Source organism: Parabacteroides sp. B2-S-102 (assembly GCF_023656665.1).
Taxonomy (GTDB): domain Bacteria; phylum Bacteroidota; class Bacteroidia; order Bacteroidales; family Tannerellaceae; genus Parabacteroides; species Parabacteroides distasonis.
The window spans coordinates 15,595-32,094 of the sequence record NZ_JAMOKM010000008.1; the positions used below are offsets into that span (position 1 = coordinate 15,595).

General features: G+C 45.5%; 11 protein-coding genes and 2 tRNA genes. 10 read left to right on the forward strand and 3 right to left on the reverse strand.

Annotated elements, in window-relative coordinates:
• Positions 1-61 precede the first annotated feature (61 nt).
• The 4 genes from ffh (at position 62) to NBH07_RS11790 (ending at position 2,656) form a co-directional block, all read left to right on the forward strand.
• Positions 62-1,399, forward strand: coding sequence for a signal recognition particle protein (ffh, locus tag NBH07_RS11775; protein ID WP_005861632.1), 1,338 nt, complete (start codon positions 62-64; stop codon positions 1,397-1,399).
• A 22-nt stretch (positions 1,400-1,421) separates the two neighbouring features.
• Entirely contained in the window at positions 1,422-2,318 is an 897-nt protein-coding gene (gene folD / locus NBH07_RS11780) for a bifunctional methylenetetrahydrofolate dehydrogenase/methenyltetrahydrofolate cyclohydrolase FolD (protein WP_005865864.1), read from the forward strand.
• Positions 2,319-2,416: 98 nt separating this feature from the next.
• Positions 2,417-2,490 (forward strand) — tRNA-His (locus NBH07_RS11785).
• A 92-nt stretch (positions 2,491-2,582) separates the two neighbouring features.
• Positions 2,583-2,656 (forward strand) — tRNA-His (locus tag NBH07_RS11790).
• A gap of 141 nt (positions 2,657-2,797) precedes the next feature.
• Here the strand turns inward: NBH07_RS11790 and NBH07_RS11795 are convergent.
• The gene (locus tag NBH07_RS11795; RefSeq protein ID WP_009018582.1) at positions 2,798-4,345 is read right to left on the reverse strand and encodes a M28 family metallopeptidase; all 1,548 of its coding nucleotides are present in this window, start codon (positions 4,343-4,345) and stop codon (positions 2,798-2,800) included.
• Between the two features lie 169 nt (positions 4,346-4,514).
• Between NBH07_RS11795 and NBH07_RS11800 the strand changes: the two genes are divergently transcribed.
• From NBH07_RS11800 to NBH07_RS11825, 6 genes are all read left to right on the forward strand, one after another.
• On the forward strand, positions 4,515-4,865 hold the full coding sequence (locus tag NBH07_RS11800; protein ID WP_009018581.1) for a DUF8478 family putative metalloprotein: 351 nt from the start codon (positions 4,515-4,517) through the stop codon (positions 4,863-4,865).
• Between the two features lie 56 nt (positions 4,866-4,921).
• The gene (locus tag NBH07_RS11805) at positions 4,922-6,031 is read left to right on the forward strand and encodes an efflux RND transporter periplasmic adaptor subunit (RefSeq protein ID WP_009018580.1); all 1,110 of its coding nucleotides are present in this window, start codon (positions 4,922-4,924) and stop codon (positions 6,029-6,031) included.
• 6 nt (positions 6,032-6,037) lie between these two features.
• The gene (locus NBH07_RS11810; protein WP_009018579.1) at positions 6,038-9,151 is read left to right on the forward strand and encodes an efflux RND transporter permease subunit; all 3,114 of its coding nucleotides are present in this window, start codon (positions 6,038-6,040) and stop codon (positions 9,149-9,151) included.
• 28 nt (positions 9,152-9,179) lie between these two features.
• Positions 9,180-10,454, forward strand: coding sequence for a TolC family protein (locus tag NBH07_RS11815; RefSeq protein WP_009018578.1), 1,275 nt, complete (start codon positions 9,180-9,182; stop codon positions 10,452-10,454).
• Positions 10,455-10,525: 71 nt separating this feature from the next.
• Complete coding sequence (locus NBH07_RS11820; RefSeq protein WP_009018577.1) at positions 10,526-11,302, forward strand: EFR1 family ferrodoxin; 777 nt, start codon at positions 10,526-10,528, stop codon at positions 11,300-11,302.
• Positions 11,303-11,322: 20 nt separating this feature from the next.
• Positions 11,323-12,306, forward strand: a complete 984-nt coding sequence (locus tag NBH07_RS11825; protein WP_009018576.1) for a TlpA disulfide reductase family protein — start codon at positions 11,323-11,325, stop codon at positions 12,304-12,306.
• Positions 12,307-12,407: 101 nt separating this feature from the next.
• On the opposite strand, the gene NBH07_RS11830 is transcribed toward NBH07_RS11825, so the two are convergent.
• Complete coding sequence (locus tag NBH07_RS11830) at positions 12,408-15,746, reverse strand: glycoside hydrolase family 2 TIM barrel-domain containing protein (protein WP_502921454.1); 3,339 nt, start codon at positions 15,744-15,746, stop codon at positions 12,408-12,410.
• A 104-nt stretch (positions 15,747-15,850) separates the two neighbouring features.
• Positions 15,851-16,405, reverse strand: a complete 555-nt coding sequence (locus tag NBH07_RS11835) for a DUF3332 domain-containing protein (protein WP_005861730.1) — start codon at positions 16,403-16,405, stop codon at positions 15,851-15,853.
• Positions 16,406-16,500: the final 95 nt, after the last annotated feature.

The following is a 16,500-nucleotide window of genomic DNA, read 5'->3' on the forward strand; positions in this document are numbered from 1 at the left end:
CTCTTTTTCGTACCTTTGCCCCTTAATCCAGTAGAAAATAATATAAATACACATACAAATTATGTTTGAGAACTTAAGCGAAAGGTTAGACAGATCGTTTAAACTGTTGAAGGGCGAAGGCAAGATTACCGAGATCAATGTGGCGGAAACATTGAAGGATGTGCGTAAAGCGTTGTTGGATGCCGACGTCAATTATAAGGTTGCCAAGAGTTTTACGGATACGGTAAAAGAGAAGGCTTTAGGACAGAACGTGCTTACATCGGTTAAGCCTAGTCAGTTGATGGTTAAGATTGTTCACGATGAGTTGGCCAGCTTGATGGGTGGCACGGCGGTTGACGTGAATTTGCAGGGAAATCCCGCCATTATATTGATGTCCGGTTTGCAAGGTTCGGGTAAGACTACTTTCACTGGTAAACTAGCGTCTTTATTAAAGACCAAGAAAAATAAGAAACCATTATTAGCCGCTTGCGACGTGTATCGTCCGGCAGCTATCGAGCAGTTGCGTGTAGTCGGAGAGCAGGTGGGTGTTCCGGTATACATGGAATTGGAGAATAAGAATCCGGTGGAGATCGCTATGAACGCTATCCGCGAGGCACGGGCTAAAGGCAATGACGTCGTGATCGTGGATACCGCCGGTCGTTTGGCTATCGATGAGCAGATGATGAACGAGATCGCCGCTATCAAGAGCGCTATCCAGCCGGATGAGACCTTGTTCGTGGTAGATGCCATGACGGGTCAGGATGCCGTGAATACCGCGAGGGAATTTAATGAGCGGTTGAACTTCGACGGCGTCGTACTTACGAAGTTGGATGGTGATACCCGTGGTGGTGCCGCTTTGTCGATCCGTACGGTTGTTGATAAGCCGATTAAGTTTGTCGGTACGGGCGAGAAGATGGATGCCTTGGATATTTTCCACCCTGAACGTATGGCGGATCGAATCTTAGGCATGGGTGATATCGTGTCTTTGGTGGAACGTGCGCAAGAGCAATATGACGAGGAAGAAGCGAAACGTTTGCAGAAGAAGATCGCTAAGAACCAGTTCGATTTTAACGACTTTATCTCCCAGATCCAACAGATCAAGAAGATGGGTAACTTGAAAGAGTTGGCATCCATGATCCCGGGTGTAGGAAAGGCATTGAAAGACGTGGATATCGATGATAACGCGTTCAAGAGTATCGAGGCTATCATTTATTCGATGACTCCGGATGAGCGTAGCAACCCGGCTATCTTGAATGGCTCACGCCGTCAGCGTATCGCCAAAGGTAGCGGTACGAGCATCCAGGAGGTGAACAAGCTGATCAAGCAATTTGATGAGACCCGTAAGATGATGCGTATGCTTACTTCTGCGAAGTCGGGGAAGATGAAGCTACCTTCGATGAAGCCCTCGTTCAGACGTTAATTAACAGGAGACAATCAATAATATGGAAGAACAACATTATCAATTGCTGGATGGTAAGGCCGTTTCCGCTCAGATGAAGAAGGAGATGGCTGAGGAGGTAGCCCAGATCAAGGCTGCTGGAGGTAAGATCCCTCACTTGGCCGCTATTTTGGTGGGCCATGACGGTGGTAGCGAGACTTATGTGGCTAGTAAAGTCAAGACTTGTCAGGAGATTGGTTTTAAGTCTACCTTAATTCGCTTTGAGGAGGATGTTACAGAGGAAGAATTGCTTCGTAAGGTCGATGAGTTAAATAATGATCCGGATGTGGATGGCTTTATCGTACAGCTTCCGCTTCCGAAACATATATCCGAGCAGAAGGTGATTGAGGCGATCGATTATCGTAAAGACGTGGACGGTTTCCATCCGATTAACGTGGGACGTATGTCTATCGGTTTACCTTGTTTCGTATCGGCTACGCCTGCCGGTATCTTGGAATTATTGAAGCGTTATCATATCGAGACGCAAGGAAAGCATTGCGTGGTTTTGGGACGCAGCAATATTGTCGGCAAGCCGATGGCTACCTTGATGATGCAGAAATCTTATCCGGGCGATTGTACGGTGACCGTATGCCATAGCCGTTCTAAGAACTTGAAGGAGATGTGCCTGTCTGCTGATATTATTATCGTGGCTTTAGGTGTTCCTGAATTCTTGAAAGGGGATATGGTGAAGGAAGGCGCCGTGATCGTAGACGTGGGAACAACCCGTATGCCAAGCAGCGTAACCAAGAGCGGATTTAAGTTAACGGGAGATGTCTTGTTTAACGAGGTGGCTCCTAAATGTTCCTATATCACTCCGGTTCCGGGTGGCGTAGGGCCTATGACAATCATTTCTTTGATGCGTAACACATTGTTAGCGGGAAAGAAAGCGATCTATAAGTAAGTGGATGGATAAAAAAGTTCGCAAAAGGTTTGTGTAATCAGAATTTATACCTATCTTTGCGCCGTCTTAAAGGGGGAATCCTTTGAAAGGCGGATATGGTGAGAGTAGCTCAGTTGGTTAGAGCATCGGATTGTGGTTCCGAGGGTCGTGGGTTCGAGCCCCATCTTTCACCCATTGTGGTTTTTTAGATAAAAATCTTGTTATGAATAAAACAAGGTTTTATGAACCAAGGTGTCTGTGAAGAATGAAAGGTTTTTTTATATGGTGAGAGTAGCTCAGTTGGTTAGAGCATCGGATTGTGGTTCCGAGGGTCGTGGGTTCGAGCCCCATCTTTCACCCTAGAATGAGAAAAGGATATGTCTATTAGGGCATATCCTTTTTCTATTTCTTATAATGGGCATTGTAAGTCTTTTATGATGCCCATCATAAGGAGCTTACAATAGGCATTGTAAACTCCTTATAATAGCGATCGTGCTGACCTACTCTTCGGTATATAAACCTTCTCTTGATAATTGCTTATCCAGATTCGCTACACCGAGGGCTATGATAGCGGTAACCGTAGCCGTATGTTCTTGGTATTCGGGGATGTTCTTTGTGTATAAATCCCGTTCCGTATGCCAGATTTCGCCGTAATCAAAATCATATCCTTTGAAATCTTCTGTGGTGAAACCTAATGTGGGGACACCTTCGATGGCGAAAACTGATGCGTCTGTTCCCCCCATGCGTGTCGGGCGTTTACGGGGTTCACGAACTTTTACCTCGAAAGGATAGTCCGGACGGATTTTTTGGATGGGTTCGCTGATCTTCACGAAATCATCATACATGGCTTGAGGGACGGAGATACCGACAGGAGGTTCCGGGCCACCGTCACGATTGAACAAATTAGCGATTTTGGGTAATTTATCCTTATGCGCTTTCACCCAAGCTTGTGCTCCTAATAAGCCAAATTCCTCACCGGCGAATCCGATAAATAAGATCGTGCGCTTAGGCTTGGCTCCGGATTTGGCGATCATGCGAGCGGCTTCCATCATCGGTCCGATTCCAGTACCGCAATCGATGCCTCCGGTAGCCACGTCGAAAGCATCTAAGTGACCGCTGATAATAACATATTCGTCCGGGTATTTGCTGCCTTTGATAGATGCTACGACATTATGGTATTTAACCGGGCCTAATTTAAAATGATTACGAATATCGAACTCTAGTTCGAATGTACGTCTCTCTTTCACCATTTGTTCGATGATCGCGAATTGATGCTCGTCTAATTTGATATCCGGAAGTTCCGGCAGATTGTCGAAGTTCGTATTCGGGTCGTTCATCATTTTCCGGTCGTATAACGCACGGATAGGTACGGTGGAGGATTGGATAAAACCTAAAGCTCCGGCCTCGCACATTTCCTTATAATATAATCCGGGGAATTCTTTATAAGGCAACATCTCGTTTTTCTCCCCGTTTTCCCAGTTGCGGCGTCTTAGATCATTGTTTTTCTTCATGATCTCGCTGTTCTCTTTCTTGATCTCCGCACGGATGGAATCTCCCGAGGCGGAGCGGTCGATAGGCCAACCTGCGTTTTTCCCTGAGATAAGAACCCAAGCACCATTCAACCTTCCTTTGATTTGCTGGAACTCCTCGTCGTTACGAGGCTCCATCACCGCATGCCCACGTTGCACGCCTTTCGTTCCGGAAGTGTAGGAAGGGGTGGCGAAATGCAGGATCATTCCGTTGTCGCTCAACAAGCGTCCGAACCAAGGTCCTCGATTAAAGCCGACAGGGACGGTACCGGCCTCTTCTAATTGGACATCGAGTCCCCAACTCTTAAACTCACGCACCATCCACTCGGCGGCGTTCTCATAAGCGTCGGAACCGATTAAACGTCCGCCAAAGCGGTTCGTAAGGATATCCAGCTGATGCATCACTTGATTGTCATTCTGACCCATCTCGATAATTTTCTTTACGGCCGCATCCTGCGCTGGTACAGGAGAAGTCGCCATGCAGGCTAGCGCCGCACAAACGAGTAAAATCTTTTTCATAAAGTAGTGTTTATTTCATTACTGCAAATAAAAAGATAAAATCAGGTTACACCAAATAATTTGTCTGTTTAAGTCGGGGTTTCTTTTAAATTTTATAATTTAAGTACTGGATATGTAAAGCTTAATGTTATTCTTTTATATAACTTTGCGGCGTAAACAGGATTGGCGAATGAAAACACTGCGTAGCTTACAATGGTTAAGGCCCCTTTTGGTGGTACTCTTCATGAGTTACTACGTAGGTGGTACGACCTTTACCCATACGCACTATTTCCTGACATACAGTATCACTCACTCTCACCCTTATTTGCCGGGTACCGATGGCTTGCCCCATCATGATCATAGTGCGGCCGGTTTTAATACGATCGAGGAGCTGACAGGGTTATGTATGGAATTGATACCAGACTTGTCGGTGGTTATGGCTTTGGTATTTTTGATGAGGGTGGTTTCCTGGCCAGGAAAAGGGATAACATTACACCCTGTTTGGCGTGCCATACTGCGTGCTCCCCCTTGTTTAGTATGAAATATGGATCAAGCAATTAGAATCACTTTTTATACTAAACATTTTACGCATCTTATATGAAATCTATATTTTTACTATTGCTTCCAGCGATAGTACTATGCTCTTGCCATACCCAAAAGCAAGAGGATGAGTCTGCGAATGCCGTAACACTCAAAGGGGATATTATACATATCGGTTCCGAATCTCCTGTTTTATCCAAATTGACAAAGGAAACGGTTAAACGGGAACCTTATCGTATGGAGTTTACCACCTCGGGGGTCGTACAGGCGATTCCTTCTAATTATGCGGAGGTGGCTTCACCGGTAAGCGGGCGAATTACGAAATCGTTCGTTCGCTTAGGGCAGAAAGTGGCCCCCGGTAGTCCGATCTTCGAGATTAGCGCTCCCGCTGTTTATGAGGCGGGGAAATCTTATTACCAAGCTCGCCAAGAGATGGAACTGGCTTTGAAAAGTTTGAATCGGGAGAAAGACTTGATGAAAAACAAGGTTGGTGTCCAAAAGGAATTGGAAGAGGCCGAGGTGAATTACGAGTTAAAGAAAAAAGACTATGAGAATATGGTAGCCGCATTAAAAGTCTTTCAGATTAATCCGGATGAAATGGCTTTGGGGCAACCATTGATCGTTCGCTCGCCTATATCCGGTGAGGTCGTGAAAGATCGGATCGTAATCGGGCAATATATGAAAGAGGATGCCGAGCCTGTAGCTGTCATCGCCGATTTGAGCAAGGTATGGGTGGTCGCCCATGTAAAAGAGAAGGATTTGAGTTTAATACAGACTTTGGATGAGGTGGAAATCCGGTTGGTAGCCATGCCGGATAAACCGATATCGGGAAAGATTTATCACATCAGCGAGATGCTGGACCCCGATACCCGTTCGGTGGAGGTCTTGATCGAGTGCGATAACACTACCCGTTTGATGAAGCCGGAGATGTACGGCACGGTCAAGCTGAGCGACCGTGAGGCGGAGGTGATCCGTATACCTACTTCCGCTATCTTGCAGGAAGAGGAGAATATGTACGTATTGGTGGAATTGGGGAATAACGATTACCGGAAACAAAAGATCGAGACCGGCCTTACTGAAGATGGCAAGACGGTGGTTTTATCCGGCTTGAACGTAGGTGACGAGATCGTAGCTACGGGAGCGTTTTATTTACTTGATGCACGCTAACGGATTATGAAAAGGATTATTTACTTGGCGATACATCGGCGAGGACTGATGTTCGTGTTATTTCTGTTCTTAGCGATCGTTGGTTATTATTCTTGGATGCGGTTGGCGATAGATGCTTATCCGGATATCGCCGATACCACCGTGCAAGTCGTGACGCAGGTTCCCGGATTGGCCGCCGAGGAGATCGAGCAACAAATCAGTATTCCGATCGAGCGGGCTATGAATGGTCTGCCGGGACTAAACGTAATGCGTAGCAAGAATACGTTTGGTTTGTCTACGGTCGTATTGGTTTTTGATGATGGTATTGAGGATTATTGGGCCCGGCAACGTGTACAAGAGCGGTTGGTAGACGTGGAGCTTCCTTATAATGCGGTTCCCGGCTTAAATCCTTTGACTTCGCCGACGGGAGAGATCTTTCGTTATGTGGTGGAAAGTGACCGTTTAGACTTGAGGGAGTTGACCGATTTGCATAAATGGGTAATTATTCCGAGACTGAAACAGGTTACGGGTGTAGCGGATGTAAGTAATTACGGCGGTATCACTACCCAATATCAGATCGAGGTGAACCCTTATAAGATGGAGCAATACGACATTACCTTAGGGGATATTACGGAAAAGATAGAGAAGAATAACGTGAACGCCGGTGGTAGTATGTTAAGCCGGGGGGATTTGAGTTATGTGATCCGTGGAATCGGTCTGGTTAAGGACTTGGAAGACTTGGGGCATATCGTGATCAAGACAGTGAATGGTGTCCCGGTCTACTTGAATGATATCGGTAAACTGAAATACGGAAACTTGGAGCGTAAGGGCGTTTTAGGTTTTACGGACGATACCCGTGATTACTCCGATGGCGTGGAAGGTATCGTACAAATGCTCAGGGGGGAGAATCCGTCCCGGGTGTTGGATGATGTGCATAAGGCGGTAGACGAACTAAATAACGAGACACTTCCTGAGGGAACCCGTATCCATCCGTTTATGGATCGTACGGATTTGGTTAATACGACCTTGCATACCGTATCGCATACGTTGTTCGAGGGTATGGTATTGGTTGTCTTAGTACTGATCTTATTCTTGGGGAGTTGGCGTGGCGCTTTGTTGGTGGCCTTAACCATTCCCTTGTCTCTATTGATTGCCTTTATCTTGATGCATGTTACGAATATTCCTGCGAACCTACTTTCCTTAGGCGCTATAGACTTCGGTATTTTGGTAGACGGAGCGATCGTGATGATGGAGACGGTCTTGAAGAAAAGGGAACGGCATCCGGATGAGGTATTGACGGAAGATTCGATCTTGCGCCGTACGACTGAGGTGGCTCGCCCGATCTTTTTCTCTACATTAATTATTATAACCGCCTATCTTCCTTTGTTCGCTTTTGAGCATATTGAGAAGAAATTGTTTACGCCGATGGCTTATACCGTAGGGTATGCTTTGCTGGGCGCTTTGTGCGTGGCCTTGTTCTTGATTCCGGGATTGGCCTTTTATGCGTATCGTAAGCCGGGAAAGATTTACCATAATCGTTGGTTGGAGAAACTTTCCACGGCTTATCATTCACAAATTGTCCGATTGATGGAGAAGCCAAGACGGGTTATTGTACCGTTACTGGCGATATTGCTGGGAGCGGGGATTTTAAGTTATACCGTAGGAAAAGACTTCTTGCCTCCGTTGGATGAGGGGGCGATCTGGATACAGGTACAGCTTCCTCCGGGTATTTCCATTGAGAAATCGAAGGAGATGGGGGCGGAGCTTCGGAAGACTTTGAAAGAGTTTAAGGAAGTCTCATATGTAATGACCCAAGTAGGTCGCGATGATGAGGGGGCGGAAGCGTTCTCACTCTCCCATGTGGAGTGTGGCGTGGGATTGAAGCCCTATAGTACATGGGAGTTCGGTAAGACGAAAGCGGATTTGATCGAGGAGATGGCAGCTAAGTTGGAGACTATGCCCGGCTACTCGGTCGGTTTCTCCCAGCCGATCATCGATATGGTGATGGATCAGATCGCCGGGGCTCATAGTGATTTGGCGTTGAAGATCTATAGCGATGATATTACGGAAAGTCGCCATATTGCGGATCAAGTCGCTAATGTGTTGAAGGAAATACCGGGTGCTGCCGACGTAGCGGTAGATCAAGAGCCTCCGTTGCCGCAATTGCAGATTATCGCGGATCGTGCCCGTATCGCCCAGTATGGCTTGAACGTGTCGGATGTGGCTGATTTGATTGAGTTAGCGATCGGTGGAGCCTCTATTTCCCAGATATTTGTCGGAAGTAAAAGTTATGACGTGATTTGTCGTTTCGATGACGCTAGCCGCAATTCTCCCGAACGTATCGGTAATCTATTGCTGACTACCGGTTCCGGAACGAAGATTCCTCTTTCGCAAGTAGCGGAGATTAAGATGACAACCGGTGCCAGTACGATTACCCGTGAGATGAATAAGCGGCACTTGACGGTACGGGTTAATTTACGTGGCGTGGACTTGACGGCGTTCTTGAATAAGGCGAATGCGTTGATTGATAAAGAGGTGAAATACGATCATGATTCCGTGCATTTGAAATGGGCCGGACAGTTCGAGAACCAGCATCGTGCGTATGCCCGTTTGGGGGCTGTGGTTCCTTTGGCGTTGGGACTGATGCTGCTTCTGTTGTTTGCGGCTTGCGGTAAATTCCGGCAGGCGGCTTTGATGATGAGTGTCGTTCCCTTGGCTTTGTTTGGTGGTATGTTGGCGTTGAATGTGCGGGGAATGACATTGAATGTTTCCTCGGCGGTTGGTTTTATTGCCTTGGTTGGTGTCGCTATCCAAAATGGCGTGATCATGATTTCCCATATCAATAACTTACGTACAAGGGAACGAGATTTGAAAGATGCGGTGATAACGGGAACTAAGCACCGTTTCCGTCCGATCTTGATGACGGCTACGGTTGCGGTCTTGGGATTGCTTCCTGCCTCTGTTAGTACAGGTATCGGTTCGGACGTGCAGCGTCCCTTGGCTACGGTAATCGTTTACGGGCTTTTATTTGCTACGGTAATCACGCTTTATGTACTTCCCGCTTTATACTACATGATCGAGAAACATTATGAGGGGAAGGATTTGACGCCGGTATCGGAGGAAAAAGAGCTGCACGCTTAATCCGGAGGTGGAATTAAAAAGATATACTATGTTTAGATTAGAAGATATGAAGAAATATATAATCCTGTCGTTACTCTGCGGATGCTTATCCGTGAATGCCCAGACCATGGTTCCGCTTACGTATCGGCAATATATGGAGCGGGTTGCGGAAGGCAACTTTGAGTATGCGTCGGAGAAATTGAATGTGCCGACCGCTAAGGCTGAGGTAACGGCGGCAAAAGTGTTTAACGATCCGAACCTTTCCGTGTCTTATTTCAATAATGAGAATAATTCCTTGCAGATGGGAGAAGGTGTTGAAGTAGAACTGAGCAAAACTTTCTCTTTTGGAAAACGGGGTGCGAATATCTCATTGGCACGTAGCGAGAGTGAGTTGACCGAGGCTTTGTTGGCCGATTATTTCCGGAACCTTCGGGCAGACGCTACGATTGCCTATATGGAAGCCTTGAAGCAACATGAGTTGTATAAGGTAAAGGAGAATGCCTATGAGAATATCCGGACATTGGCGGAGAGCGACAGCATCCGTTTCTCTTTAGGGCAAATTCGTGAGGTGGATGCTACGCAGAGCCGGGTAGAGGCCGGGGTCTTACGAAACGAGTTGCTGCAAGCCGGAGCGGAATTAAAGAATGCTTTCTCGAACTTAAACCTCTTGACGGGGACTTTCAGTATGGATACTTTATTTCACCCAGAGGCCGAGTTACGTATGGAGCCTCGGAATTTTATCCTTGTTGACTTAATAACGGCGGCAAGCGAGGGGCGTACGGATTTGGTAGCTGCCTTAAAAAACAAGGAAGTGGCCGCGAGAGCCTTGAAAGTAGCTTGCCGGGAGCGGAATACGGATGTGGATTTGTCTATCGCCGTAAGCCGTAATGCCCGGGTTTATAATGAGGAAGCCCCGGCACCTCCTTTTACCGGAGTGACGGCAGGTATCGCTGTTCCTTTGAAATTCTCTAATTTCAATAAGGGGACGGTTCGTGCCGCTCGTTATCGGGAGCAACAAGCGGAAGCGCAATATAAGCAGGCTCTTTTGCAAGTTCAGACGGAGGTGATGCAGGCATATCGTAATTATCAATCTTTCGCCGAGCAAGTTAATCATTATGAGGATGGGCTTTTAAGGCAAGCCCGTGAGGTGATGGATGGCAAGATTTACAGTTATAATAGGGGGGAAGTCTCTTTGTTGGAAGTCTTGGACGCTCAGCGTACTTACGATGAGGTACAAGCTCAGTATATCGAGACGCTGTTTAATTACAGCTCAGCCTTGGTCGAATTAGAACGTTCGGCGGGTATTTGGGATATTGAGATTTGATTCTAAAATTAGATGAAGATAGCGTATATATTTGGATATTATGTATTTTTGCGTCTAAATAAAATGAGCGCATGATATTCTACTTTACAGGAACAGGAAACTCCCGTTGGGTTGCGGAAGCATTGAGAAAGGCTTTAGAGGAGCCTTTGGTTTCTATAGTCGAAGTGTTGACAGAAGAAAAGAGTGAATATGTTTATCCGTTGGGAGAGAGGGAAAAGGTTATTTTTGTATTTCCTGTTCATTCTTGGGGACCGGCGGTATTGGTTACTCGCCTTATTTCCCGGTTGAGGCTGGAAGGATATGGAGGTCAGGCGGTTTATTTCGTATGTACTTGTGGTGATGATTGCGGGTATACGGATCGGATCATGCGGAAAACCCTGCAAAAAAGAGGGATTATCTTGACGAATGGCTTTTCGGTACAAATGCCGAACAATTATGTCCTGATGCCGGGATTTGACGTGGATAGTAAGGAGGTGGAGACGGATAAGTTGAGGAAAGCGTCAGAACGTATTCAAGAGGTCATCGGTAGCATTCGCCGAGAGGAGAATTTACCTTTATATTATGCGGGTGGAGTACCTTTTTTGAAAAGTTATCTGGTGTATCCGCTTTTCGTGAATTTTGCGATTGGAAGTAATCGGTTTTATGCGACGGAGACTTGTGTCTCTTGTGGAATTTGTGCGAAGATCTGTCCGACCGGTACGATTTCCTTGTCGGATGACAGAAAACCGGAATGGGCTGATACTTGTGTTCAGTGTGTTGCCTGTATTCATCGTTGTCCGGTGCGTGCGATAGAATATGGGAAGATCTCGTTGAAAAAGGGACGTTATCATCACCCAGAGTTTAAGTAATCAATAAATAGAATAGAGAAATGAAGCAATTTTGTATGATGGCGCTTGCCGGCCTTTTGGTGGTTGGTTGCCAAGAAGTTCCAAAAGGATATGTTATCAATGGCGAGGTAGAGAATATGCCCGACGGTAAAATTTATTTGAAGTCATTCCGTAATAAAATGTTCTTTGACGTGGATACGGCAGAGGTAAAAGACGGGAAATTCACCTTTAAGGGTGAGGTAGATCAGCCTTTACTTTTTGGTTTGGCAACCGAGAATATGAACTATCCGGTTCAGCTCTTCTTGGAGAATACGGATATGAATGTCAAGATCGGGAATGACGGGGAGACTATTACCGTACAGAATTCACCGGTGAATGATGTCTTTCAAGAAAATGCGGAGAAGGTATTTGAGGAAGGGTATGATATTGACAGTTTGATTTCGAAATATCCAGATTCTCCGGCGGCGGCGTTCTATCTATATCGTTATTTTACCTACCAATTATCTTTGGATGATTTGAAGGCGACTCGTGCGAAGATTTCCCCGGCATTGGCGAATAGTCCTTATGTGAAGGACTTGGACGGTATTATCAAGCAATTAGAACACGTACAGATCGGACAAGTCGCTCCGGAGTTTTCCTTGCCGGATACTGCAGGAGTTTCTGTGTCATTGTCGGACTTTAGGGGAAAATATGTGTTATTGGATTTTTGGGCCTCTTGGTGTCCCCCGTGTCGCAAGGAAAACCCTAACGTGGTAAATGCCTTCCAGCAATATAAGGATAAGAACTTTACGATCGTAGGTATATCCTTGGACAAGGATAAGGCTAAATGGCAGAAAGCGATCGCAGACGATCATCTGACTTGGACTCACGTTTCCGACTTGAAATATTGGGATTCTGAGATCCCTGCTCTTTATGGGGTACGGGGTATTCCGGCAAATGTGTTATTGGATCCGAATGGGGTGATTATCGCCAAGAATATCACAGGAGAAGACTTACAGAATACCTTGAAGGAAGTGATTAAATAAGGATACGTTACTGCAAAGCCGTTGCGGTAGTATAAACAAAGGGAGTGTATTGGATTAAGCCTAATACACTCCCTTTGTTATGGATAAGTTATGACTTTTCTTTATTTAAGCGGAATAAGGGTAAAGCCCCAGTTGTATTCCCGGTTTGCGGGTAATGTATAAGCTGGTTCCGGACGTGAACCCCAGCTATCATAACCTGCTACACCTTGTTGTTTCAAGTCGACGCAAACCTCAACGAAGTCGCAAGGCGTGATATCGTTGATATGATGCTGGCGACGTAATACGTTCTTTGCTGCGGCTTCATCATGATTCGCTACTTGCTCTGGTGTGAAATTACTCCATTGACGGGATAGGCCAGTCGCTTCCTCGTCATCGAAATCCTCTATGGAATTACGCAAAGCATTAAATCCAATCGTATTATCCGCTTGGATCAACAAGCCTTTCTTGCCGGTACTAAGTGATACCCAACGAGTGTCGGTATGATGACCGTTTTCCTGCGGGCGTACATATGGGAAATATAATTCCTCGGCTGTAGATTTATATAAGCCGATCATACTACCGGCGTTTCTGTCCAAGTAGTTCTCAGCAGGTCCCCGTCCGAAATATTCCACTTGATTCATACTTGCCGGTAAGCGGAAGCGAACACCGATACGAGGAACGTTTAGTTTGGAGGCCTCTTTACGGGCGGCGTCACGTCCCGGAGTGAAGGTTGCCGTGCGAGTAGCTTCCGATACCTCGGTTTGGGCGGCATCCATATCCGTGGATGTGAAACGGGCGGCCACATTTACGGCTCCGCTTGGATAGATCGTATAATTAACAATGTATAGATTTCCTGCCGGCAATAAATAGTTCACGTTAACCTCGGCGTTATTGCCATCCATAGTGACGGTAGCGTCTGTCACGTTGAAGTTCTTGCTGCTTTCCTTCCAGACTTGCAAGCGTTTTGGCATACCGTTTCCGTAATCGTTATCGGTCGGCGCACGCCAGAAGTTCGGTTGGATACCGAAACCCTCGCTGAAATATTCCGTACCATCCACTTTATAAGAAGTAACGATTCCTGTCTTCCTGTTAAACACGAAGTTTACCTTTGAGGAGGATGCCGATAAGTTATCTCCATTGGTTGAAACCGTTAATTTAGGGCCGCTGGTCTTAAACGTCTTCTTGGGGTTTTCGATCGGTAAGCGGAATTGATCGCAAGCGATTTCGTGTCCGATAGGGATTAACGGCTCTTTTTCTACGGTCGTTACGTTGAAGTTTACGAAATATTCCGTACCGGCTTGTGGCTTTAAGTTGCCTACGGGAACCGTAAATTCCTTAGAAGCTTGAGGTTCTATGTCCAAAGAGACTTTACCGGAGCGTACAACTTTATTATTGGCTGTTACGCTATAGTGGACCATATATTTCTTTAGGTTCGTGAAATAAAAACGGTTCGTGATGCGGAATAAACCGTTCGCTAAATCGATCGCCTCAAACCCGATATTTTGATGGGCGTATTTAACCTCTGCCATAGCGGGATGCGGGGTACGATCTGGGTTTACTATACCGTTGCAAAGGAAGTTTCCGTCACTAGGGGCGTTTACTCCATAGTCACCACCATAGGTATAATATTCACGTCCATTCTTATCTTTTTCCAAGATACCTTGGTCCACCCAGTCCCAGATAAATCCGCCTTGCAGGTTCGGGTATTTATAGATCGCTTTCCATTGATCCCATAAGTTACCGGAAGAGTTACCCATCGCATGTGAATACTCCGAAGGAGCTACCGGACGATCACTACCCTTACGTCCGATTTCCTCTAGCCATTCAGCGCTTGGGTATTGAGGTACGTACATATCCGTATTCCATTCCCAAAGGGCACGTTCGTAGTTCACCGGACGATTCATGCTATTTATTTCCTTGTCTTTCAGATACAAATAAGTTTGATAGAAGTTGTATCCGTTTCCAGCCTCGTTTCCGAGTGACCAGAAAGTAACGCTCGGATAATTCTTGTTTCGTTCGTACATATTCATCGTACGGTCCATATGCGGGATCAGCCATTCCGGATTATTACCCAAAGTGCCGCCTTTTTTCAGGCTGTAATACATACCGTGAGACTCGATATTCGCCTCATCGTAAACATACAATCCGTATTCGTCGCAGAGTTCATAGAATTTACGGTCTTGCGGATAGTGGCATAGGCGGACAGCGTTGATATTGTTTTGCTTCATCAGCTCGAAATCCTTACGCATGAGTTCCTCGGTAACGTAATGTCCGGTTTCCGGGTTATGCTCATGGATATTGACTCCCTTGAACTTCACCGGTTGTCCGTTGAATAATAAGACCGTATAAGGTTTTCCGTTTTCCGCTGCTTGGTCGATTTGCTTCATCTCGAACCGGCGGAAACCAACGTTGAATGGAACTACCTCGATTACCTTACCATCTTCTTTTATTGTCATCAATAATTTGTATAGATTCGGGTGCTCGGCACTCCAAGGGGCTACGTTCTTTAAATCATACTCAAAAGATGCTGTTTGAGGACTTGCAGGACTTACCCATATATCATTAGCCTCGGAGGCCATAAGATTACCTTTTGCGTCCAAAAGCTCATATCCGACATTTAAGTTTTTTGTTTCTTGGGTATGATTCTTTAAGTCTACCGCCAGTTTGAAGATTCCATTCGTATACGTATCGTCCAAAGTTGAGACGACACGGAAATCTTGAATACTGGCCTTGGGTTGAGACCAAAGGAATACGTCACGTTCGATACCGCTCATTCTCCAGAAATCCTGACATTCCAAATAAGAACCGGTGCTCCAACGGAATATCTTTAATGTAAGTACATTCTTTCCGGGTTGCAGGTATTTATTGATCAAGAACTCGGCGGGATTTTTGGAATCCTCGCTATAACCCACTTCTTTCCCGTTTAAATATACGTAAAGGCCGGATTTAGCTCCGCCGATGTGTAAATAAATATCCCGGTTATCCCAACTTGCGGGTATCTCGATGTCTCTGCGGTATACGCCAACCGGATTCGCTTCCGGCAATAACGGAGGTTGGGGATTTCTTGGTTTAAACTCGTAACCATGATTCGTATAAATGGCTACGCCATGTCCTTGTACTTCCCAGTTTCCGGGAACGGTTATATCATCCCATGAAGAGGTATTAACGGAAGGATCTGTGATATTTTGAGGAAGATCTTTGTAAGAGTCGACAAAGAAAAATTTCCAAGTACCGTTTAATAGGAAATAGTACGGGCTTTTCTCAAATCGAGAGGTGAGGGCGGTTTCTCGGTCCGCATAACTCATGAAGGAGCTTCTGGGTTTTTCCTTGTTTACGGCTACGACTTGAATGTCTTGCCAATAAGGTTTTACGGGTTGGGGTGAAGAACCGTCCGCATAAGCCATTCCGGAAATAAGGCAACCTAATGCTCCGGAAAGCATCATTTTTTTGATAGAGTTCATATTCATCGTATTTTATTTAGATTAGCACTGGGGAATTGAAAATTGAGAATTGAGAATTAGAAGTGACTCTACGTAATTTTCAATTCTCAATTCTCAATTTTCAATTATTTAGCTGCATAGTAAGAATATCCGTCAGCTACCTGTTGGAAAGCTAAAACACCTGCTTGGTTTAGCTCGACATTCATTTCCTTGCCATCGGGTAAATACATGACAACTTCGTCATCACCATTGAATTTTAATAATTTTGTGCTTTCTCCGTTAGCTTCTACATTCCAGCTTTGGTCAGCCTCGTTGAAAACTAAGTCAACCGCTTTCTCATCGCCTTCCTTTTGGATATGGTATCCATCAACTTTTGTTTCTACGGTATAAACGCCGTCTTTACCATCGATTGTTTTAACGTTACCTACATCCGCTACAGGATTACTTCCGCTCCAAAATTCGATAGAGTTGATCACAAGGACATCAGCCAAAGCGGAAATCTCGTAAACCGGGACAATCCAGAAAGCAATGAACACTAGCTCATTAACAAACTTACTGTCGATGCTTCTATTCCACGTTAAAAGTTTGTTTGTTAAACCAAAAGATCCTATACAGGACGAAAATAGGATACTACTTGCCACCGTAGTCGCTAGTAATAAAGTTAAGCTTTTCTTTTTCATAATTTAATAATTAGTTATTACAAGGGACGAAGATAACAACTTTTTCATGATAAATAGTGGTTATAAAGGAATAAATGGAATAAGTGCCTTAATAT